At 41.8% G+C, this 22,240-nt stretch carries 14 protein-coding genes, 1 tRNA gene and 1 pseudogene; 5 read left to right on the top strand and 11 right to left on the bottom strand.

The window, feature by feature from the left end; all coding sequences use genetic code 11:
* The 7 genes and pseudogenes from V7K32_RS28770 to V7K32_RS14080 form a co-directional block, all read right to left on the bottom strand.
* Positions 1–98: pseudogene (locus V7K32_RS28770) on the bottom strand (transposase); the annotation flags it as partial.
* Between the two features lie 44 nt (positions 99–142).
* Positions 143–1,951: a hybrid sensor histidine kinase/response regulator gene (locus V7K32_RS14055; protein ID WP_334994139.1), complete on the bottom strand. Its 1,809-nt coding sequence runs from the start codon at positions 1,949–1,951 to the stop codon at positions 143–145.
* 53 nt (positions 1,952–2,004) lie between these two features.
* Positions 2,005–2,418: a hypothetical protein gene (locus V7K32_RS14060; protein WP_334994141.1), complete on the bottom strand. Its 414-nt coding sequence runs from the start codon at positions 2,416–2,418 to the stop codon at positions 2,005–2,007.
* A gap of 113 nt (positions 2,419–2,531) precedes the next feature.
* Positions 2,532–4,502, bottom strand: a complete 1,971-nt coding sequence (locus tag V7K32_RS14065) for a HAMP domain-containing hybrid sensor histidine kinase/response regulator (protein WP_334994143.1) — start codon at positions 4,500–4,502, stop codon at positions 2,532–2,534.
* 369 nt (positions 4,503–4,871) lie between these two features.
* Entirely contained in the window at positions 4,872–6,455 is a 1,584-nt protein-coding gene (locus tag V7K32_RS14070) for an ABC transporter substrate-binding protein (RefSeq protein WP_334994144.1), read from the bottom strand.
* A 24-nt stretch (positions 6,456–6,479) separates the two neighbouring features.
* Positions 6,480–12,803 (bottom strand): ATP-binding sensor histidine kinase, encoded by a 6,324-nt coding sequence (locus V7K32_RS14075; RefSeq protein WP_334994146.1) that lies wholly within the window; start codon positions 12,801–12,803, stop codon positions 6,480–6,482.
* A 57-nt stretch (positions 12,804–12,860) separates the two neighbouring features.
* Positions 12,861–13,007: a hypothetical protein gene (locus tag V7K32_RS14080; protein WP_334994148.1), complete on the bottom strand. Its 147-nt coding sequence runs from the start codon at positions 13,005–13,007 to the stop codon at positions 12,861–12,863.
* Between the two features lie 1,018 nt (positions 13,008–14,025).
* On the opposite strand from V7K32_RS14080, the gene V7K32_RS14085 reads away from it, so the two are divergent.
* A complete protein-coding gene (locus V7K32_RS14085) occupies positions 14,026–14,988 on the top strand; it encodes a hypothetical protein (RefSeq protein WP_334994150.1) in 963 nt (320 codons plus the stop codon).
* A gap of 452 nt (positions 14,989–15,440) precedes the next feature.
* Here the strand turns inward: V7K32_RS14085 and V7K32_RS14090 are convergent, their stop codons facing one another.
* The gene (locus V7K32_RS14090; protein WP_334994152.1) at positions 15,441–16,172 is read right to left on the bottom strand and encodes an MBL fold metallo-hydrolase; all 732 of its coding nucleotides are present in this window, start codon (positions 16,170–16,172) and stop codon (positions 15,441–15,443) included.
* A 275-nt stretch (positions 16,173–16,447) separates the two neighbouring features.
* On the opposite strand from V7K32_RS14090, the gene V7K32_RS14095 reads away from it, so the two are divergent.
* A complete protein-coding gene (locus V7K32_RS14095) occupies positions 16,448–17,968 on the top strand; it encodes a site-2 protease family protein (RefSeq protein ID WP_334994154.1) in 1,521 nt (506 codons plus the stop codon).
* 579 nt (positions 17,969–18,547) lie between these two features.
* On the opposite strand, the gene V7K32_RS14100 is transcribed toward V7K32_RS14095, so the two are convergent.
* The 3 genes from V7K32_RS14100 to V7K32_RS14110 form a co-directional block, all read right to left on the bottom strand.
* Positions 18,548–19,114 carry a phycobiliprotein lyase gene (locus tag V7K32_RS14100; RefSeq protein ID WP_334994156.1) on the bottom strand — a complete coding sequence of 189 codons (567 nt, stop codon included), beginning with the start codon at positions 19,112–19,114 and terminating at the stop codon, positions 18,548–18,550.
* Between the two features lie 43 nt (positions 19,115–19,157).
* Positions 19,158–19,838, bottom strand: a complete 681-nt coding sequence (locus V7K32_RS14105) for a HEAT repeat domain-containing protein (protein ID WP_334994158.1) — start codon at positions 19,836–19,838, stop codon at positions 19,158–19,160.
* A gap of 291 nt (positions 19,839–20,129) precedes the next feature.
* Positions 20,130–20,216: transfer RNA gene (locus V7K32_RS14110), tRNA-Ser, on the bottom strand.
* 106 nt (positions 20,217–20,322) lie between these two features.
* Between V7K32_RS14110 and V7K32_RS14115 the strand changes: the two genes are divergently transcribed.
* The 3 genes from V7K32_RS14115 to V7K32_RS14125 all read left to right on the top strand — a co-directional run bounded on the left by V7K32_RS14115 (position 20,323) and on the right by V7K32_RS14125 (position 22,177).
* A complete protein-coding gene (locus tag V7K32_RS14115) occupies positions 20,323–20,691 on the top strand; it encodes a 2Fe-2S iron-sulfur cluster-binding protein (RefSeq protein ID WP_334994160.1) in 369 nt (122 codons plus the stop codon).
* Complete coding sequence (locus V7K32_RS14120) at positions 20,681–21,268, top strand: thermonuclease family protein (RefSeq protein WP_442938740.1); 588 nt, start codon at positions 20,681–20,683, stop codon at positions 21,266–21,268. The genes V7K32_RS14115 and V7K32_RS14120 overlap by 11 nt, the downstream gene beginning before the upstream one ends.
* Before the next feature lie 96 nt (positions 21,269–21,364).
* Positions 21,365–22,177: an inositol monophosphatase family protein gene (locus tag V7K32_RS14125; RefSeq protein ID WP_334994162.1), complete on the top strand. Its 813-nt coding sequence runs from the start codon at positions 21,365–21,367 to the stop codon at positions 22,175–22,177.
* Positions 22,178–22,240: the final 63 nt, after the last annotated feature.

Below are 22,240 nucleotides of genomic sequence, written 5' to 3' on the forward strand. Positions count from 1 at the left end.
AGTGGCGACTCAATATTAAACCCTTCAGAACAGGTGAGAAATGTCTTCAGACCAAAATCAAATCCCGCTATTTTACCAGTCGTGAATTTGATTTCGGGTATACCTCACATAAACAAGAACCACTATAAACAACAGCAAAATTTTATAACGGAATTTCAATGATAAATTCTGTTCCTTCACCCTTAACAGAGTTAAAACTTAATTTTCCTCTGTGGGTTTCTTCGATGATTTGACGGGCGATCGCAAGTCCTAATCCAGTCCCTTGTCCGACAGCTTTCGTAGTAAATAAATGGTCAAAAATCTTTTGTTTTACTTCTTCAGCTATCCCTTGACCATTATCTTTAATATTAATAATTAATTGTTGCTTGTTATCGTTAAGTTTAGTAAGAATTGTGATGCGATTGGGATTTGCTTTAATCTCTTCAAAAGCACGTCCAATATTTGACTCTTCTAAAGCATCAATAGCATTTGCTAGAATATTCATAAACACCTGATTCAACTGTCCCGCAAAGCATTTTACAAGTGGTATCTGACTATATTCTTTGATAACTTGAATTTCTGGGCGAGTTTCTGAAGCTTTAAGGCGATGTTTGAGAATCAGAATAGTGCTTTCAAGACCATCATGAATGTTACAAGCAACTGGGCGATCGCTATCAGCACGAGAAAAAGTTCGTAAGGAAGTGCTAATATCTCGAATTCGCTTCACGCCTTCTCGCATTGAACCGATTAACTTGGGTAAATCTTCGCGGATGTAATCTAGCTCAATTGCTTCGATTTTATCTAAAATTATTCGACTGGGAGGAGAATATTCCTGTTGATATAAATCAATTAAGCCGAATATATCCTTAATATAATCTAAAGCAGGTTGAATATTGCCACCCAGGAAGCCGACAGGGTTATTAATTTCATGTGCCACCCCCGCTACAAGGTTTCCCAGCGCCGACATTTTTTCACTTTGCACTAATTGCACTTGCGTACCTTGAAGTTCTACTAGTGCTTGTTCTAGATTTTGTTTTTTTTGTTTGAGTTGGTCTTCAGCTTGGCGACGTTCGGTAATGTCTTCTGTGACGGATAAAATGCCGAATACATTCCCCTTGGCATCGCGTAGAGGCATTTTGCTCGTATCCAACCAAACTTGTTGACCATCTGGGCGTTGCAATTGATCGATGATATGAAATTCTGCTCGACCAGACTCCATGACGTGGCGATCGTACATTATAAACAAATCCGATTCTTCTTTGCTGAACAGTAAGTCATAGTCGGTTTTACCCACAATCTCATCAGGGGAATTTAAGTTTAGGACATCAGCAAAACTTTGATTACAGCCCAAATAAACCGAATTGACATCTTTCCAGCCTACCCAGTGGGGAATAGTATCAAACACTAAGCGCATCAATTGTTGAGTTTGTTTCACAGTTTCAATCGATACAAATAGTTCCTTGGTTCGTTTTGCAACTCGTTGCTCTAGTTGCTGGGTGAGTTGTTGCAGTTCTGTATTTCTGGCTTCAAGAGACTGGCTCAATTGGTTAATTTTTAAGTGCGATCGCACCCGTGCTAAAACTTCACTTTGTTGAAACGGTTTAGTTATGTAGTCAACGGCTCCTAGTTCAAAGCCTGTAACTTTATTTACCGATTCAGAGAGGGCGGTGATAAAGATAATCGGAATATTTTGGTTTATGGGATTGGCTTTTATGCACTTACAGGTTTCAAAGCCATCCATCCCCGGCATCATTATATCTAGTAAAATCAAAGATACTGGAGTATGTTCGAGTTGTTGTAGCGCACTTTCACCACTGGTTGCGATCGCCACTTCAAAACCAGCATGGGCTAAGGTGTCTGAAAGCACTTTCAAGTTATTTGGCACATCATCAACAATCAGGATAATGCAATTCTCAAACGGGTTTGTAACAGAATTATTAGATGTAATGAAATTTCCAGGGAATGCTGTCATGGCAAAAATGGTAATCAGATGACAAAAAATTTATCACAGTAGAATTGAGTAGATCAATTTTTAGCACTAGGAAGATACTGTTCAATAAATGTTCGGATCTTTTCAGTCTGAAAATTATCTGCATACTGACGTATTGCTTTGACAAATGGCTGGTACTGCCGATCAGTTTTTTCTAAAGTTTTTAGTTGTTGCTCGATTGCCATCAAGCGTCCCTGTAACGCCAAGGTGTATAACTGCGACAAAACCTCATCCGGCGGCGGAATCATCTCATCTGAAGTTGATGAGGATGTTTCTTTTGACTTCAATGGCATAACTTCCACAGGTATAGATTGGTGTTCATAAATCCATGTTAAGTTTAAGTATTTTTCCAACAACTTTAACAAAGCTGAGGCTTCTACAGGCTTGGGCAAAAAAGCATTAGCTCCGGCCGTGATACTCTCATTTTGATCCGACTTTCCGCACTTCATCGTGTAATATGCGTAGATTTCCCATAGGTGGAAAAAAATGGTTAAATCAACAACATAAATCGCCAATGGTATTCAATATTAATACTTAATAATTTGAACATTATTAGGAATTTTTATTGAAAAGATAGATAATACATTTTGAAGTGCGGAATGTGGGTTTGATTACTCTCAAATACACTAGCCGAAGAAGCGATCGCCGGAACATCTTTCAACTCAGGAATCTCTCGCAAGTGTCGCAGCATCTCGTAGCCATCCATTTCTGGCATCATCAAGTCTGTAATAATTAGATCCGGAACAATCTCCTGCGCCTTTGCTAATCCTTCTCGACCATTATTAACATCAATCACCACAAAACCTAAAGGTTCGAGGAAACTCACCAAAACCGACCGATTCTCCCAACGGTCATCGACTACCAAAACCTGGCGCTTGCTACCCTCAAATCCCAAAATTTTGCCTTGCTGAGTTGTTCGCAGACTTGTTGCCCAATCTTTGGCTTCTGTTAGTTCGACTTCAAACCAGAAGGTGCTGCCTTTTCCTAGCTGGCTTTCCACATTTAGGCTACTGTCCATTAGAGTCACAATTTGCTGACTGATTGCTAGTCCCAGTCCAGTACCTTCTGCTTGTTTGTTCAGATCACCCACTTGCTCAAAGGGTTGGAAGATTTTCGTGAGTCCGCTTGGGGATATGCCGACCCCTGTATCTTCAACCTGAAAGCGAATTTGATAGATTTCAGTTTCTAGTTTGTGAATTTTAACGCGAAACGTCACTCCGCCTTTGTCGGTAAACTTAATAGCGTTCCCCAACAAATTAATTAACACCTGGCGCAAGCGTTTTTCATCAACTGTAATTCCAGGGGGTAAATCAGAATCAGGTTGATAGGTGAAAGGAATTCCTTTTTGACTAGCACGAACGCGCATCATCTCCGCAATCCCTTCGAGAAACGCTGGGAAATACACATCCACAGGATGCAATTCCAATTTCCGGGCTTCGATTTTGGCCAAATCAAGCACATCATTAATCAGATTGAGCAAATGATTACCGCACTGATAGATGATATCGATTCCTTTTTTACCTTGTTCTGTTAAGGGTTCAGCATTTTGGAGAATTTGGGCATAGCCCAGAATGCCATTAAGCGGTGTCCGTAGTTCATGGCTCATGTTAGCGAGAAACTCGCTTTTAGCAAGGTTTGCAGAATCGGCTTTTTCTTTTGCCTCTGCTAGTTGTAGCGTCCGTTCTTCTACCTTTTGTTCTAAGGTGGCAAAGGAGGTTTGCAACTGGCTAGCCATGCTATTAAAGGATGTGGCAAGTTCTCCGAGTTCATCGGTGCGTAGGCGTAGCCCGTCGTAGACATTGCTAAGTAAAGTCGCATTCCAGTTACCCGTTGCCAATTGTTTGGCGGCGCTATTGAGTTGTAAGACTGGTAACACGACAAGCGATCGCGACAGCCAACGGACTATAATCACAGTTCCTAATAACACGGCGAAAAAAGTCACCAGAGCCAAGAAAGCAACCGAAATTTCTCGCCGCACTAAATAACTTGCGTCTAGTTCAACCACCAAAAATCCATTCACCCGACCCAGAAGATCGGTAATTGGGGCATAGCCGTAGAGAACAGTTTCGCCGTTTGCAGTTTGGTGAAATTCCTGATCGACAAACGCTGCATTGCTGGCAACGGCTGCATTCAAACCATTTAATGGCTTTTCGTAATCCATGCCAATCAATACAGTTTTGCCTTGATTGGCAGGGTCGTAGTTTAAGACATAGACAAACTTTTTATTTGGTTGCTGGCGTACCGTATAAATATGTAGAATATCTTGACTAGTTGCTTGGATAGCTATAAGTTTCGCTTGAGTAATTTTGTAAAATGCTGAGGTGCGATCGCTAGGTTTAACAATCAATCCGTGATAATCACTATCGATTTGTGGAACAGCGAGACTAACAATCGCCAAAAGACGATTACGAATTCCCTGCCGTTGACCAGATTGCAATTGCCAGTACATTCCCGAAGCCAATGTCCCAGCCATCACCGCGATTAACACTGAATAGGAAGCAATAATTTTTGTACTAAGGTTCCAATTTCGCATTCGTATGGCTCCTTTTAGAGTCCCAAACTACTGAGATAGGCAGTGTATTGCATTGCAAGTTACGTTCAATGTCATTTTTGCCCAATTATTTTTAAGATGCCCAATTCATCTGTCAAATGAACAGTTAGATTAAGCATTGGGCATCCCTTTGGCTCCGCTCAAGGCAAGTGGGCATTGGTTATTAATTCTTGTCCCTCATATCATGTTCGCTTGATTGCTTATTAAACCAGGAGTTCCCCAAAGAGCCAAAACTACCCTTTATCTCCCCTCCTCGCTTGCGGGGAGGGGCTGGGGGTGGGGTGCAATGACTGTGGGAATCATAACTAATTATCCGAACACTCCCTCAGTCCCTTATCTCCCCCTGCCCCCTTATGGAGTTAGCCCAAGGCTGGCGCGGTAAGCAGCGCGTTGAGACTCGCGCCCCACTTGGTTGGTTATCTGCTCCCATTTTTGTTCAATCTCGTGCATTACTTGCTCTGTCGTCAGTTTGTCTGCTAAGAAATCAGCGAGAATAGCATCAACGACTTCCAGCTGATATTGCTGGTTATGAGGAATTCTCAGATCCAAAACCATATTTGGACTACTCAGGCTGACACCTATTGCTCCTAAATAATTGTTGGCAGCATCGGGCGACATCCCTGCATTAACCCAGGAATCAATGGTTTTAAATTGAGAAAATCGGTAAGGGTTAGCACCTGTTTTGCCAATGGTGACATCCACATTTGCTTGAGCAGGCTGGCTCATATAGGAAAGGAACGAGTATGCGGCATCTTGAACTGTTGGTGCTGCTTTTGCATAGACAACGCCTGACCAACCCACGAAGGCAGCAAAAGGCGCATGATTGACTCCAGCAATGGAGTATGGACAGGTAAACTTATCGCAAGCAACTAATTTTCCTGTTTTGCGATCGAGTACCTCAGTGCTACCCGGACTCACAACAGCGCCTACTTTGTCAATCACTTTAGATGTAGCCGGATTGATCGCTAATGTGCCAATATCTCCCCATTCGAGGGTTAAGGCGCATCTACCGCTTGTAAACATTTGTCTTTCTTCAAGAATACCCAGGTTAGCTTCGTTGGGCGGTCCATAGTCCATTGTTTTTTTGTAGATATCTAACGCCTTAGCAAACGCTGGATTTTGAACTAGGGGTTTCATGGTTTCCAGGTCAAAAAATCCTCCCTGTGCGGTTCCCTGAGATTGCAGCCAGGAACTAGCAATTGAGGCAAACAATAAGTAACCGCCAAAGCGAGGCCCTTTTGCCATACAAGAGCCGTAGTCTGGTTTTCCATCGTTATTTAAGTCTTGACCGTGAAACTGTTTAGCGATCGCTAAATACTCATCCCAGGTTGCCGGAGGTGTTAACCCAGCTTTTTGTAACAAATCAGTGCGATAATAAACCATGTGAAAATCACCATCCAACGGTATCGCATAAATCCGTTGTTTATAGGTTGCACTCACATCCCGAAAGATGGGAGCCACATCCTGCCATTGCAATGCAGAGTCAGACTGAACATAATTGGTTAAATCTTTTAAATCGTTGGTATTGATAAAGTCAATCAACCATTTAGAAAGAATTACTGCCATATCATATTTAGGAGTGCCGCTCGACCAGTCTTTTTGCACCTTGCTGTAGAGATCGCCAAACAGAAAAGCTTCCATATTCACCTTTGCGCCAGTCAGAGATTCAAACTTAGCGATGTGCCGATTCAGTGCATAATCGAGTACTCCTTTTTGGGTGACAACGTTAATGGTGATTCCGTCAAACCGTTTTGGGATTGACGGCGTAGTATTATTAGCAGTTGTTGTCTGCTGAGACAATGATGAAGAGGTTGGCGAATTTGGTGGCAATAAACTGCAACCCGGAACCCCTAAGCTCAACCATAGGGCAATTAGGAAAATCAGATAATATCTAACTCGCTGCAATTGGAAGCAAAAGTTTTGCAAATTAAACATTTTTATGATTCCTATTTACTGTTATTAATCCAAAATTCCTGTCATCGTTTTAACTGGTAATGTAATGACAAACTCTGTTCCTTGTCCCAGTACAGAGGTGCAGAGAAGTTTGCCACTGTGGGTTTCTTCGACAATTTGATGAGCGATCGCAAGTCCTAATCCTGTCCCCTTACCGACAGCTTTAGTCGTAAATAAATGGTCAAAAATCTTTTGTTTTACTTCTTCGGTCATTCCCTTAGCATTATCGGCAATGATAATTTTTATCCGGTCTTCTTCTAGATAACTTGTAATTATGATTTGATTGCAATTAAGCTGAATATCTTGAAAATCGCGTCCATGATTCGATTCTTCTAAAGCATCAATAGCATTGGCTAAAATATTCATAAATACCTGGTTTAATTGCCCAGGAAAACATTTAATTTTCGGTAAATCTCCATAGTTAGTGACTACTTCAATCGCGGGACGCTGTTCGTTCGCCTTGAGACGATGTTTCAAAATTAAAATCGTGCTATCAATACCTTGATGGATATCAAATGGCACTTTGTAATCTCTATCAGCACGGGAGAAAGTGCAGAGGCTGGTGCTAATATTTTTTAACCTTTCACACGCCATACACATAGAATCAATCATCTTGGGCAAGTCTTCTAAACTGTAATCCAAGTCAATTTCTTCGGCATGGACAATAATTTCTTCACTTTTGTTGGGGAAATTTTCTTGATAAAGTCTGAGATGTTCAAAAATATCAGCAACAGTGGGTTTAGCTTGTTTAAGACTAGCAGCAATGAAACCGAGAGGATTATTCATTTCGTGAGCTACACCAGCAACTAAATTACCCAGTGCCGACATTTTTTCACTTTGGACTATTTGTAATTGGGCATTTTGTAAATCGTTTAATGCTTGTTGCAAATCAAGGGATTTTTGCTGTAAGGCAAGTTCTGATTGTTTGCGATCGCTAATATCTCGCATCACAACTACTGCACCGAGTTTGTTACCCAAAGGATCGAAGATCGCTTGTCCGCTTGCTAATAAAATTCTTTTAGAACCATGCTTCGGCGCAATTACTATTTCAGCATTTTCGACGATTTTCCCAAATAAGGCGCGAAACAAAGGAATTTGCGTTTTTGATAGGGGTGTTTGACCATCCGCTTGATAGAGATCGAAGTGTTTTGTCCATTCTTCTGGCGGTAATGATTCTAATGGTAAGCCATGAAATTCACTAGTTGCTTTGTTAAATAGAGTCAATTTACCAGTAGCATCGCAAACAACAATCCCATCTGTAATATTGTGAATGATGGCATTCAAGAACTCTCGTTCTTTGGCTAGAGATGCTTCGGCCTGTTTGCCATTGCTAATATCAATTACCACTCCATCCCAGATGATTGAGCCATCGGCTTGTTGCTCTGGCCGAGCAACAGATTGAACCCATTTCACTGTTCCTGAAAGCAGGATAATCCGCCATTCTTCCTCAAAAGGTGTGAGATTTTGGGCAGAGTCGGCCATCGCTTGGGCAATAGCTGCTTCATCGTCAGGATGATTCATGGTGTAAAGGCTATGCGTCCCCGCCATTACCAACTCTGGCTCTAACCCATATAAGTCGAAACAGCCAGAGCTAACATAAGGTGTTGAAGTTGAACCGTCGGCCCCCAGACGGAATTGGTACACCATACCAGGAATATTATTCGCCAAATTATGGAAGCGGGATTCATTAGCCTGCAATTTTGCTAGAGATTGTGTTAACTGTTGAGCAGAGTTTTGAGAATTTCGATAAAGTTGGGCATTTTCTAGAGAAATAGCAGCTTGAGCGCAAAGTAAGTTTAGTAGTTCGACGCGATCGCTCGTAAATGCTCCGGTTGTCAAATTGTTTTCTAGATACAATATGCCCAGCAACTTACCCTGATGCAAAATCGGGCTGCACAAGATACTCTTGGGCTGCTGTCGTTGAATATAGGGGTCATTAATTAACTGCGGATGCACTGTGGCATCAATAATCATCGATGGTTGTAAGCTGCGTTTGACGGTATTAATTAAGCCAACTGGCACATCAGATGAGTCTTCAACAGACTGTGGGTTGAGCAACATTGGGTAAAAATCGACTTGGTTCTGTACACCGCTCAGGGAAAGCTGTGCCAACGCCTGAATTAGCAAACGATCTGACTCCAAAAGCATGAACACACACTTATCCGCTCCGGCATTTTCAATGACGATATGCAGTAATGCTTTTAGCAGTTTTTCGAGTTCGATTTCCCCTGAGATAGTTTGATAAGCTTTGAGAATGGCAGCTAAATCTAAAGCAACAGAGATGCTGCTACTACTTGAAGTGGCGGAACTGGTGGAGGTGACACTCCCCAATGTGAAGATAGTTTCGTTAGTTGAGAAAGGAGAACGGGTTTGCTCAAGGATGGAGGCGAGAAGTTGGGGATAGCGTCGTTCCAAGTCGGCAACTTTGGCTTTAGCGCCCCAACGAGCATAGCCATAGTAGGCTTCAATCATGTATTCCCCAGCTAGGCGCTGTTTGCCCCAATCGAGGTAAAATTTGGCGGCTAGTTCATTGGCCAGAGCTGCTTCTTGGATATAACCGTTTTCTTTGGCTTCGGTGATGGCGCGATCGTATAAATCTATCGCCTCTGATTTCTGTCCTAGAACGCGATACCGTTCTGCTTCAACCAAATAAAACTTGTGTAAATGATTGGCCCGAATATAGCTAGCCCAAGTTTTGATCTTTTCCTGATTTTTGCTCACCCGCCCAAGAATCTGTTGTTGTTCTGTTTCGGAAACTTGGGAATAGATTCCTAGATGAGCCAGAGAATCATAGGTGTGGAAGATTGGAACCACAAATAATCCTATCGCACTGCCTAGATAATTTTCAGTTGCGATCGCAGCTTCCACTGCAAGTTCAAACTTCCCAAACAGATAACCGAGAAAAAGGTTACTCACATAGAAATAGCACAGCGCAGTTTGATCGCCTGAGTGCTGGAGGATTGGCAGCATTTGCTCTTGATTAAAAGCCTTACCAATCAGTTGCCATAGTTCAACACCATCGCCGATTAAATTCAAAATCCCTTGCTGAAAAATCGTCATCTGGGTGAGAAGTCCTTCTTGTTTTAGTTGAGTCAGTTGAAGATAGAAAGCATGGCTTTCTCGACTTAACTCCCCCAGATATTTACCAACAAACAAAGAGTGCATGACGTAAACGACTGCACAAATGGTAGCTGATTCTAAATCTCCCGTTTCCAGCCCAATTTGATAGCCTTCCCGAAAAAGCGCTAAGGTGTTCCTGAGCGGCTCCTTCCAATGCAATACACAACTGCATACTACGACATAGGTTCTGGCTTTCAAATTTTTGGCATTAAAATGTTCGAGTAATTTGAGTGCAAGTTGTCCAAACTGATAGCCAGATTCAATCTCTCCAACCGCCCCACAAAGCAGCAGTCCATAGTAGCCATAAGCAATTGTAGAGTATGAGGTATTGCCATACTGAAGCGATAAATTTACTTGCTCAAGGGTAATAAATGGTAAGAGTTCTGGAGCGGCATTAAAGGCAGAAGGAGAGACACCTACAAGAATCCGCATGGCGGCTAATTTATCTGAATCTGTCATCTGATGTAGAGCCATTAAATCTAGCGGTTGTCTGCCAGCTAAGATGGATTTTGTTGCCTCAAAAGCCGATGCAATATCTGATTCACTTGGTTGTTTGGTAAAATTGATTCCTAATTGCTCTAAAATCTGGAGAGCCAAATCCACGCCCTGTAGAAATTGATGTTGAGCTTGAGCGGCTTGAATTTGAATTTCATAGACTTTAACGGTATCCAATAAGGTTCTAGCATTTTCTAAAATGACTGCTGGAAATTGTGCCATCTGCTCAAAGTTGCCACTTAAATAAGCTGCTTCGGTGGCAGCTTCATAAAGTGTCAGGGTTAGTTCATATTGTGTTTGCCATCGCTTTTGTGCAAGCATTGCAATACCTGTAGTGGCATATTCAAATGCGGCAGTGTATGCTGTTGCATCTCTTGCTTTTTGTGCAGCTTGTAAATTGAGTTGAGCGAGTTCTATTTTCTGAGATTGATCGACAATTAAGCTATTTGCGATATTTAGTTGATTAACAATCTCAAATAGTTTTTCATCGTGTTCTGCGGCTGGTGTATGGTTGAGCAAAAGTTGTCCAATTTTCAGGTGAGTGACCTGTTTTTGCTGGTTGGGAATCAGAGAGTAGGCTGCTTGCTGGACGCGATCGTGCAAGAATTTGTAAATTGTCATTTGTCCTTTGTCATTTGTCATTTGCAAATGACCAATCACTAATGAGGAATCCTGATAAAACTTGTAGACTTCATTGGTTGGAATGACAAATCCTTCTTGTAATGCTTTCCACAAGTCTGAAGCAGTTTCCGTCTGCGATTTTTCAGAAACGATCGCTAATGTCGCCAAATCAAACTGATTGCCAATACAAGCTGCCAGTTTCAAAACATCTTGAGTGATGTCGGGCAATTTTTGAAGCTGTTGTGCCATAAATTCCACTACATCATCGGTGAGGGCAAGCGATCGCACTTGGGCTACATCACACTGCCAGTAACCTGCCTCCCAATCAAAGCTAATCAGCCCATCTTCATGTAGCGCTTTCAAAAACTGAGTCGTGAAAAAGGGATTGCCTTTGGCTTTTTGATAAACTAACTCTGTCAACGGCAATGCTTGAGCTGTTGCACAACTGAGGGAATCGGCAATTAAATGGTTTACATCTGCTTGACTCAAGGGAAATAGAGTCAGAGTGTTGACACAAGAAGATTCCTTTTCGATTTCATCTAACGTCAACATCAGTGGATGAGCTGCAAATACTTCGTTATCGCGGTATGCACCAATAACGAATAGATAACCGCGATTGCTGTCAGCCATCAACAGCTTCAGCAAATTGAGCGATGCCGAATCTGCCCACTGCAAATCATCGAGAAACATCACCAATGGATGCTCTGGTGTGGTAAAGACTTGAATGAAATTCTGGAACAGCAAATTGAAACGGTTCTGTGCCGCACTGCCCGATAATTCAGCGATCGCAGGCTGTTTACCAATCAGCTGCTCCAGTTCAGGAATCACTTCGATCAGAAGTTGGCCGTTGTCTCCAACTGCTGCTAAAATCTTACTCTGCCATTGCTTTAGTTGCGTATCGCTTTCACTAAGCAACTGTCCCATCAAATCACGAAAGGCTTGCACAAAAGCAGACAGAGGAATATTGCGGTTAAATTGGTCATATTTGCCCTTGATGAAGTAGCCATTCCACCGGATAATCGGTTTATGCACTTCATTAACGACTGCGGTTTTGCCAATACCAGAAAAACCTGCCACCAGCATCAGTTGGGAGCCGCCATTGGCAACATGGCTAAATGCTTCCAGTAAAGTCTGTACTTCCGATTCGCGTCCGTAAAGTTTTTCTCTGATGAGAAAGCGATCGCTCATATCGCGCCCTCCCAACTCAAACCAGGTATGTTTGCCTGTTTCTCGCCACTGTGTTAGGCAGGTTACGAGGTCATGTTTAAGCCCTAGCACACTCTGGTAGCGGTCTTCGGCGTTCTTCGCCATCAGTTTGCGGATAATTTCACCCAGCATCAAGGGCAAATTGGGGTTGAAATCGCTGGCGTTGGGTGGAAGTTTGGCAATGTGGCAATGCACCAACTCCATCGGTTCCTGGGACTCAAAGGGCAGTTTTCCGCTCAGTAGTTCAAAGAAACTGACACCTAATGAATAGAAATCGCTGCGGTAGTCAATGCCCCTGTTCATGCGTCCGGTTTGCTCTGGCGACAGATAAGCTAGTGTTCCCTCCAGCCCGTTGGGATTTTGGATCTCCTGGGTTTCTCGTGGTAGGAGTGAGGCAATACTGAAATCAATCAGCTTAATTTGTTTGGTGTCAGGGTGAATCAGGATGTTGGCTGGCTTAATATCTTTGTGAATGACACGCTGTTGATGCAACTGGTGTAACGTGTCTAATAGTTGTAGAACAATGGGTAAGAATTGCTCTAATGCCAGTGTTTTCCCTTGAGTAAATTCCCGCAAGGAAATGCCACCGAAGTCTTCCATTACCAAAGCATAGCCATTGTAATAGGGTTCTAAGCTGTAGGGTTTGATAATGCCAGGAATATCTAGGTTTTTAGCGATCGCATATTGGTTGCGAAACTGTACTAATTCGCTAAAAGTTGGGTATTCTCGTTTTAAGAGCTTGATGACAACTGGTAGGCGTTGGCGAAGCCCACCGAAGGTATCGTATTCTCGGACTGCCCGATACACTTGGGTACGAGAACCTGAATAAAGTTGCTCTATGATTTGGTATCCAGCGATCCTTAAAGTTCCATCAGCTTTTGCGCTCATAAATTTTTACGGGAATTCCTGTGTACTAACTTTAGAATTCCCAAGACAATATCTTGGTTAACAAAGTTTACAAAACTTGCCTTGGGTATTAGGGGCAGGAGACAGCAGGTAGGAAAGCACTTTATTTAGATGTAGCGATCGCTTTTTGATGGCTTCCCAAAGTAGTATCTGAACTTCGTTAACGAGTCTTTGACCTGGATTCATCCACCTCTGAACTCCGTTAACGAGTATTTGATACTCATGAATCAGTAAACCAAAAAGTTTTTCTCCAAAGAGCGATGCCTGGGGCGGGCTACGCCTACGCTAATAATCAGCTACGTAGAGAATAGTAATACAAATCACCCAATCTATAATTAATGATTATAAATTAAACCTTATATACTATGTCTGCTGGTTAGTAATTACATCTTTTTTGGTATTAAATATTACTACTGATAATAATTTAGCGATTATTCTTCGGATAAAAACTTTTTAGTTTACTGCTAATAAGTTATTGCCGGAAACATCGGAGACATTTATTTACCTTGGCATGACCTGGATCATGGTAAGGCGATTAGCATAAAATTTGACTACTCCAGGACTTACGCAAAAATTGCCAAAAGCTTATTCGAGCAAAAACTGGTTTTATTCTTCACTCATGACAGTTATTTATAGATAGCGATCGCTGTGATTATCCCTTCAGAATCTCACATTGAATTTATCTTTATTGGAAGAATAAAAACTGGTTACACCCAGTTATAAAATTGATCGCTTAAAAGTAAAAATACTGCTATTATCTGATTACAACAAGCTGTAATCCAGCCTTGCAATTAACCAAAATACATATTAATGATTGATTGAAATAAAGACAAACTTTTCAAAGGAGCTAGGAGACATAGTTCTTGGAATTAACCAATTTGAAGATTTTTATCCTTGAATTATTTATTGACAGGCTGCTAAAATGTGTCTGTAAAGTTAATGCTATAAAGAATTTTTATTAAACCTGAAGCTCTGCATAAAAGAAGATGTAGCTCTGATTAGTATTTAGCGGCTCAAAACCACAAACTTTGCAGTTTGCAAATACGTTCTACCTACTTTTATGCCACTACCGTTTTTAGTAAGAACATCGTTAAAATTTCAGCTTTTTTGTAGTATATTCGTCTACTGAACAGAGTAAACTACTAGGTTTTTATCTAAATAGGTTACATGTTTTTAAATCACCAACTCTAAATCGGAGGAGAAAATGTTTAGATTTCGCATTCATAAAAAGTGGGTAATATTAGCTGTTTTATCCTGTTTTTTTCTAACCACCAGTGCTTTCGCAATCAGCTTCCGAAATACGGATACAACTTCTCCAGTTGCACTTAGTCCTGATTTTGATTCTACACTTAGTATTTCTAAAAACAATACAGATAGATTCACTTACCTTACACAAATAGAAAAAGCTTTCGACACAATAGAGTCAATCAAAGTAGTAACACTTGAGCAATCTGAAGAAATTAGTAATGCAACAAAAAAATATGCTGATAAGACAAAAGCAGATTTAGATATTGCTTTGAAAAATGCTACATTACTGGCTGAAACAGAAGGGAAGTCTGGAGAAATTGAATCTCTTTCTACGTTTGAAACACTAGAAGACAGTACTGTCTCACGACTCGAAAATATTCAAAACCGTGCAGCTGGTCTTGAGAAACTGGTCAAGGCAGGAAGCCTTATATTAGACCAATCTTTAATTAAAACCTTATCAACTGACGAACGAGCCGATTTCCTGGGTTCTTTACCCGCACAAGTACAAAATAGATACACTGAAAGTCAGCCTCAACTTTTCAAAGGTGTAAGTCCAAACGTAAACCCTGAAAACCTACAAAGCCTGCCTGAACGTTTCCAAAATGTAAATCCAAGCGAAACACTTGAAAACCAACAAAGCTTTTTACCAAAAACAAACACTACAATCACAGCTTTCAACCCCGTAGAAACTCTTGGTAACATAATTTTGCCTCCTGCATACGCAGTAGCAGCAGCACCATGTGTAAGATTTGCCATAGCAAGAGACTGGACTAATTTAGCTATCTGTGTTGTTAATGCAGGTTCTCAAGCTACACAAATTTATAACGAGTTTAAAAATTGCTGGTATAGTGCTAGTGGCTGGCTACAATCGTGGAAACGAGCTTTCTGTGTTGGTAGATTAATAATCAGGATCGCGTAACTTTTTAGCACTAAAAACCGCATATCCATTCTCTAAAATTCCCTATGCCTTTATGGTGTGGGGAATTGTCTTTTGTGCCTTTACGTCAATACAAAAAATTGATTAAGTAAGTGGGCGCAAATAATCATTACTGGCTCGTAGTTGCGCTAAAGCGCAAGACAGCGCAACTACAAGCCAAATACAGAGATTTTACTTTTTGTTACATAGTTTGGTTTTATCTTGCCTACCTACTTATATGTTATAAAAATTTATTTAATAAGCAATAAGCTAAAAATCTTTTAATTTGCATCTTCCAAAAAATAAATCTCTTGTGGGGTGGGCAACATGAGCGCCCTAATTGTGCAAATTAAATGCGCGACAGCTTATCTAAGTAGAGTTGGGCGTATAGTATAACGCATACAGGGCAAGGGTTTGAGGGGAGTGTGCTTCAATTTTTCAAAACTCCCCCTGCCTCAAAAAGGCTGTATCCCCAGCAAAACTGATAAATCTAGAGAGGCGAGCTGTTGATAAGCTTGATCCATAACACGCTTGCCTCTAAGAAAGCCTGTATTAGCACCGGGACAAATATAGCGGAGAGTTTCTGGTGTAAAATTTTCTACCAAGAATCGAAGACTGTTAATTTGCCTGGGCCAGTGAAAGGTTTTAGCTGTCCGTAATGGTACTGGTTCACCGTGCTGGTTAGGGAGTAAATGACGACCAGAAAATAATATTCCTCCACGTTGACTATAGTATAGGCAAGATGAACCGGGAGAATGACCTGGTGTCCAAATCAATTGGGCTATCGCATCAAGCGTAAATTCCTGCCTGAAGGTAGTTAAGGTTAAGCCTGGTAACAAATAAGCTTCTTGCTCTTGAATCAAGACCTCGCAGCTAAAGATTTGCTGAAATTCAGCAGTCTTGCCAATCGCGCCTCGATGAGTGAGAAATAACCAACGCACGCCACCATGCTTTGCTAAAAAATCTTGATTTGTTTGGTCTAGAGCAGGGCAATCTATGAGGATATTGCCTTCATTTCTTACAATAAGATAAGAGGTTCCCCCTAATGTGTCCCGATTGGGTGGAAAAGCAAAAATGCTCTCTTGTGCGAAGTCCGATTGCAGAGAACCTGTGCTACGAACTTCGTCAGAGAAGACAGCCCGTGGTGGCTTAGTTGTGTGACTTGGCACTTGAGGTAAAGGACACATAATCAAAGAACCGAATCTGAGGAGTTGTAGACAATCTGGTTACAGTGTGGAAATTCTAAAGATTGAACTGGGGATTGGGGACTAGGGACTAGGAAAGATTTGAATAGAGATTGGTACGCCAACCAAATCTTAAAAGAATTTCTTCCCCAATACCCAGTACCCAGTCCCCTGTTAACCGTTGTGAAAAAAATTGGGATTTGAGGTCTGCCTTATAGTTAATGCTATGGTGCTGAAGCTATTGGCGGCGCGTTTTGTCAAAATTACTGAACGATAACATGGCATTTTGGTTTTTGTTTATCCTCCTACTGGGGCTAGCTACTTATCTAATGGTGCAGCACAGCGTCGCTCAGATCACGCGGACGCCAGTATGGTTGTTGTGGCTGGTTTTAATGGCACCAGCATTACTGTTGAGTGGATGGACGCTGATGTATGGGCCAAAACAACCTCCACCGCCAGGGCTGATTCTTTGGTCGATATTTGTCTCCACAGTGTTGTACTGGACATTGTTTCAATGGGGGCGTCGATCGCCAAGAGATACACAGACCCAACCCCAACCGCAAGCCTCACAATCACAGCCAACTATCCAGCCGATTGCAGAACCAATAGTGCGTCCCATTGAGCCAACAGAAGAAACTCAACTACGAAATTGTTTTCCTTGGTCTGTATACTACGTTCAAAATATTGAGTATCGACCACAAGCCGTGATTTGCCGTGGTCAGCTGCGAACTAAAGCTAGCAACGCCTACCAGCAGATTAAAACTAATATTGAAGCACAATTTGGCGATCGCTTCCTGCTAATCTTTCAAGAAGGTATGGATAGCAAACCTTTCTTTGTGCTGGTTCCCAATACTCAAGCTGCTAAACAGACAAATACACCACGACGCGAACAAGAACGCTTAACTCGTCCAGGATTAGCACTTCTACTGCTAGCAGCAACTTTGGTAACTACGACCTTGGTGGGAGTAGAAATTGCTGGTGTTACTCTACCGCCTCTATGGCAAATTGGCTCTTTGTTCAAAGTTCTATCTAATCCAAATGTTCTATTCAAGGGATTGCCTTATGCTTTAGGGTTAATGACTATTTTGGGCATTCACGAACTTGGGCATTATTTGACAGCTAAATTCTACAAGATTCGCTCGACGTTGCCTTACTTTATTCCCATACCTTTCTTCTTGGGAACTTTTGGTGCATTTATTCAGATGCGTAGTCCCATTCCCAACCGCAAAGCTTTATTTGACATTAGTATCGCTGGGCCAATTGCAGGCTTTGTCGTGACTGTGCCATTACTAATATGGGGCTTGGCTCATTCTGATGTGGTTTCGATTACTGAAAAAACCCGACTTTTAAATCCTGATGCCCTTAATCCCAAGTATTCCATTTTGCTGGCGATACTCTCGAAGTTAGCCTTGGGTAGTCAGTTGACGACAAAATCAGCCCTTGATTTGCATCCAGTTGCAGTAGCTGGTTTTTTGGGACTAATTGTTACAGCTTTAAATTTAATGCCTGTGGGACAGCTAGATGGAGGTCACATTGTTCATGCGATGTTTGGACAACGAACTGCGATCGTAATTGGTCAAATTGCTCGCTTGTTGTTGTTATTACTGGCTTTAGTTCGAGAAGAATTTTTGGTGTGGGCAATTATCTTATTATTTATGCCATTGATTGATGAACCTGCACTGAATGATGTAACTGAATTGGATAACCAACGTGACGTTTGGGGATTACTGGCAATGGCCTTGTTGATTGTAATTATTTTGCCACTACCGCAGGCGATCGCTAACTTTTTGCAAATTTAAAAAGTTTCAACGCAAAGAAAAATATATCTAAATTTTTACCAGCAATGGAATTAACCACAGCTTGGTATTTTTCGATTGAGATTATAAACAATATTCAACCAACAATAATACTCTTTAAAAATGTCTTTTCGTCCACAACTCAGTTACCAGTAGCTATTATTCCCCCCTCGCTTGCGGCTACGATGTACACACAAGTTATCTGATGATCTAAAAGTCTTTAAAACCTCAAATAGTCCTGACAAACATCCCTCTCCGTGAGTTCGGAGAGGGACAGGTTTTGCACAAGCAAAACCAGGGTGAGGTTTCTTTGGGTTATTCGATAAACCGTCAACTAAACCAAATCTTAGTTGAGAACCGTAGTTTTCACCCTCTCCCTAAATTCCTCTCCCTCTCTCTGGGAGAGGGAGTTTGAAATTCTGGCTCCCCGAATCCCAGATTTGGGATTCGGGGTTGGGGGATGAGGGCAAATCCTTTTCATCATGGAAGAACTATAGGTTTCAAGATAGACGTGAACTAAGTCAACAAAGACTTGTATGTATACAGTAGCTTGCTTCCAGGGAGAATATTTTGTTATCTCAACTAACTCGATACTGAATTAGCCGCCTCGGAAGCCTTCGCAGCTGGTGGAAAACCACCCATGCGAATCTCAGAAGTAAAAGAAGCGATACTAAATCCACCAAAACTCTTAAGGATATTTACCCGCATTCGTAAATTGGGGCTAGCAAACCACAGACGCTCCTCTAACGACATGGTTTCATCCTCTATAGTTAGGATTAAAGTACCATCACTGTCAAATTTATAGTGTCCAGGAACGGGAGTTTTATCGGCATCAATCACTTCCCGCAGTAACTTACCTTCATCTGGATTATCTGCATCAGTTACAGAAACTAACACAGTTGAACCACTGTGTTTTGGTTGATCTTTTTCCATTGTGCTGTTCCAGGTAATTTCGGCAGCACAAAAGGCGGAACTAGGATTAATTTGGTATTGTTGACACAGTTTGCTCACTTTTGGATCATCTAGTGCCAACGTCTCAATGATGATGTCTGACTTGCTATCTTCAGATTTGTTAAAAGCCAAATGTTGACTAGTCCGATGAGAAAACCATTTACCAGCACTTAACTGAAAAAACTCTTCAATATTCATGAATAAATTCCCACTTAATTATTAAAGGTAGCAGGATTTAATATTAAGCTTGATTGTCTATTTCCTCAAGCTTCTTGAGGCCAATCCTGGCTGCCTCAGCAACGTTGAAATGATTGTCTTTTTCTAGGTATTTTAAAGCTGAGACACTCTTGGGAGTAGGAAGATTTCCCAAAGCTTCTGCCAAACGCTGCCTTACTAACCAATCATCTGATTGGGCGAAGCGCAGGATCTGATCGACTGACTCAATGTCTTGAATTTCTCCCAGTGCAGAGATTGCAGCTTGTTGCAACACTACTTCTTTGCTATCCAATGCCTGAATAAGTATTTGATGGGCGCGAGGGTCTTTAATGTTACCTAGAGAAACGGCTGCACTAAAGCGTACTAGCCAATCGGTATCTTCATAAAATGCTCGTGAAAGCACCTCAAAGGCTCTGGCATCACCCAAATATCCTAAAGCACCAGCAGCATCAGCGCGTATGCCATAATCGGGGTCGTTTTCAAGAATTCTGACTAAAATTGAATAACATTCTGATGTCGGCTTGATTCCCAGAGCAAAAATTGCCATTGATCGCAGTTGCAAAGATTCGTCATCTAGTACCTTTTTAATCAAAGGAACTGCATCTTCAGGGGACACATGACGCAGATTAGCTAAGGCTACCATGCGATCGCGTAAATTCGGACTTTCTAACTGAGTAGAAATTTCTTCTAAGCTTAGAGCTGCCATTTAGTTCAAAGCGTTTTCTTTACTTATCTTAATTTACCCGATCCGTTCATCAGGCTGTCGTCATAGTGAAGTAGGAGTTTGGCGACTTTACAAAATGGCTCAATTATGAATTAAAAATAATTAAATGTTACTTGCTGCTAGATTGTGCTGGTGCTAATAGGTTTCGTTAATCCTGTGTAATAGGATTTGACGAAATGCTTGAGAATATATTTGGCAATATTATGCTTTTTACAGAACCCGACTAATTGTAGAAATCTGCTTCAAACTATATATTTAGACTAGCTTTGAGAACGGAGAGGGAGAGATTCGAACTCTCGTAGACGTTTCCACCTAACAGACTTTCCAGGTCTGCGCCTTAAACCACTCGGCCACCTCTCCATGTGCCACAAGTTACGATTATACTATAGAATCCCAGAAAATGCAAAGATAAAGAAAGATATTTTAGATTGAATCTGAAAGTCCCAATTCCAAAACGCAAATCGAGATGTCCCGTACATACACAATTAGAGTTCGCGATCGCGCCACTGGCCAAACCCACACCCTAGAAGTCCCAGAAGACCGCTACATTTTGCACTCTGGCGAAAAACAAGGGGTAGAACTGCCGTTTTCCTGCCGTAACGGGGCTTGCACCACTTGTGCGGTGAGAGTTTTATCGGGAGAAATTTACCAACCGGAGGCGATCGGATTGTCGCCAGATTTACGTCGGCAAGGTTATGCCTTGTTGTGTGTGAGTTACCCCCGTTCTGACTTGGAGGTGGAGACGCAAGACGAAGATGAAGTCTACGAACTCCAGTTTGGCCGCTATTTTGCTAGGGGGAAAGTTAAAGCGGGTTTACCGTTAGATGAGGAATAAACATAAACAATTCAAAATCACCGAATTTTTGATGCCTATGCGTCTTGGTGATTGGGTGCGAAAAATAGCGATTTTGGCTTGCTTATTGCTCTTGGTGAGTTGCCAAGGTAAAAACCAATTGCCAAACAATGAGGCTCAAGTGAAAATAGCGCGGATAGTTAGTGGGCAAAGTTTGGAAGTGATAGGCATGGCTGAACAACCAAATTTAATTTCCCAAGTGCGGTTAGTTGGCATTGATGCACCAGATTTGCGACAGCGCCCTTGGGGGGAAGCAGCAAAAGAACAGTTAGAGAATTTAATTGGAGGTGCAGAACAATCGGTAACGCTGGAGTTTGATTTAGAAACAAAAGATAAAATTGGGCGAACTCTAGCTTATGTGTGGAAAAATAAGGTGTTGTTGAATGAGGAATTAGTGAAACAAGGGAATGCAATGTTTGTTGAGCGATCGTCTAACCACAAATACGACCAACGTTTAGAACGTGCCCAACAATGGGCTAGACTCATGGGCTTAGGAATCTGGAACCCAGAAAAACCCATGCACCTGACTCCTGCTGAATTTCGCCGTCAAAATCTTTGAGAAGTGGGAGCAGGGGAGGCAGGGGAGGCAGGGGAGGCAGGGGGAGAATAACTAATGACAAATGACTAATGACAAATGACAAATGACTAATGACTAATGACTAATCTACAAATTTTTCTAGATATTGCTACTGAAGCGGCCTTAGCTGCTGGTGCCGTTTTGCAAGGTTATTTAGGTAAATTAGAAGACGCAATTATTGAAAAAGGTCGCCCTGGTGATTTAGTCACTGCTGCTGATAAAGCTTCAGAAGAGGTGATTTTAGAAATTTTGCGCCGCCACTTTCTGGATCACTCTATCCTTGCTGAAGAATCGGGGAAATTAGGTAATCAAGAGAATAAATACCTGTGGGCAATAGATCCCCTAGATGGAACAACCAACTACGCTCATCAATACCCATTTTTTGCTGTTTCTATTGGACTGTTAATTAATGGCGTTCCGCAAGTTGGTGTAATTTATGACCCTTTCCATAATGAGCTATTCCGTGCTGCTGCTGGCTTGGGAGCAACGCGTAACCGTCGCCCCATTAAAGTTTCGGTAACATCGCAACTGAATAAAAGCCTACTAGTGACAGGATTTGCTTACGATCGCCGCGAAACCTCTGATAACAACTATGCAGAATTTAGTCACCTGACTCATCTTACTCAAGGAGTCAGACGTAGCGGTTCCGCATCGCTAGATTTGGCTTATGTTGCCTGTGGACGTGTTGATGGTTACTGGGAACGAGGGCTTTCTCCTTGGGATATTGCCGCCGGGATAATTTTGTTACAAGAGGCTGGGGGCAAAGTCACCGCCTACGATGGTACTCCTGTCAAAATTGAGTCAGGTAGAATTCTCGCCACAAATGGTTATATTCACGACTCCCTCAGTAGCGAACTTTTACAAGTTCCACCACTGTCAGCATGGGTATAGTAGGTGGGAGCTTTCCCCCTGACTTTGGGTAAACTAAAAAGAATCTAATTGCTGCTTTGGTGC

The sequence above is a fragment of the Nostoc sp. genome (genome assembly GCF_036917635.1).
In the GTDB taxonomy this organism is placed as follows: domain Bacteria; phylum Cyanobacteriota; class Cyanobacteriia; order Cyanobacteriales; family Nostocaceae; genus Nostoc.

What these genes read in the sequence shown, in the direction of transcription:
- V7K32_RS14055 (WP_334994139.1), bottom strand. Translation starts at nt 1,951, where the DNA reads ATGACAGCATTCCCTGGAAATTTCATTACATCTAATAATTCTGTTACA.
- V7K32_RS14060 (WP_334994141.1), bottom strand. Translation starts at nt 2,418, where the DNA reads ATGAAGTGCGGAAAGTCGGATCAAAATGAGAGTATCACGGCCGGAGCT.
- V7K32_RS14065 (WP_334994143.1), bottom strand. Translation starts at nt 4,502, where the DNA reads ATGCGAAATTGGAACCTTAGTACAAAAATTATTGCTTCCTATTCAGTG.
- V7K32_RS14070 (WP_334994144.1), bottom strand. Translation starts at nt 6,455, where the DNA reads ATGTTTAATTTGCAAAACTTTTGCTTCCAATTGCAGCGAGTTAGATAT.
- V7K32_RS14075 (WP_334994146.1), bottom strand. Translation starts at nt 12,803, where the DNA reads ATGAGCGCAAAAGCTGATGGAACTTTAAGGATCGCTGGATACCAAATC.
- V7K32_RS14080 (WP_334994148.1), bottom strand. Translation starts at nt 13,007, where the DNA reads ATGAATCCAGGTCAAAGACTCGTTAACGAAGTTCAGATACTACTTTGG.
- V7K32_RS14085 (WP_334994150.1), top strand. Translation starts at nt 14,026, where the DNA reads ATGTTTAGATTTCGCATTCATAAAAAGTGGGTAATATTAGCTGTTTTA.
- V7K32_RS14090 (WP_334994152.1), bottom strand. Translation starts at nt 16,172, where the DNA reads ATGTGTCCTTTACCTCAAGTGCCAAGTCACACAACTAAGCCACCACGG.
- V7K32_RS14095 (WP_334994154.1), top strand. Translation starts at nt 16,448, where the DNA reads ATGGCATTTTGGTTTTTGTTTATCCTCCTACTGGGGCTAGCTACTTAT.
- V7K32_RS14100 (WP_334994156.1), bottom strand. Translation starts at nt 19,114, where the DNA reads ATGAATATTGAAGAGTTTTTTCAGTTAAGTGCTGGTAAATGGTTTTCT.
- V7K32_RS14105 (WP_334994158.1), bottom strand. Translation starts at nt 19,838, where the DNA reads ATGGCAGCTCTAAGCTTAGAAGAAATTTCTACTCAGTTAGAAAGTCCG.
- V7K32_RS14115 (WP_334994160.1), top strand. Translation starts at nt 20,323, where the DNA reads ATGTCCCGTACATACACAATTAGAGTTCGCGATCGCGCCACTGGCCAA.
- V7K32_RS14120 (WP_442938740.1), top strand. Translation starts at nt 20,681, where the DNA reads ATGAGGAATAAACATAAACAATTCAAAATCACCGAATTTTTGATGCCT.
- V7K32_RS14125 (WP_334994162.1), top strand. Translation starts at nt 21,365, where the DNA reads ATGACTAATCTACAAATTTTTCTAGATATTGCTACTGAAGCGGCCTTA.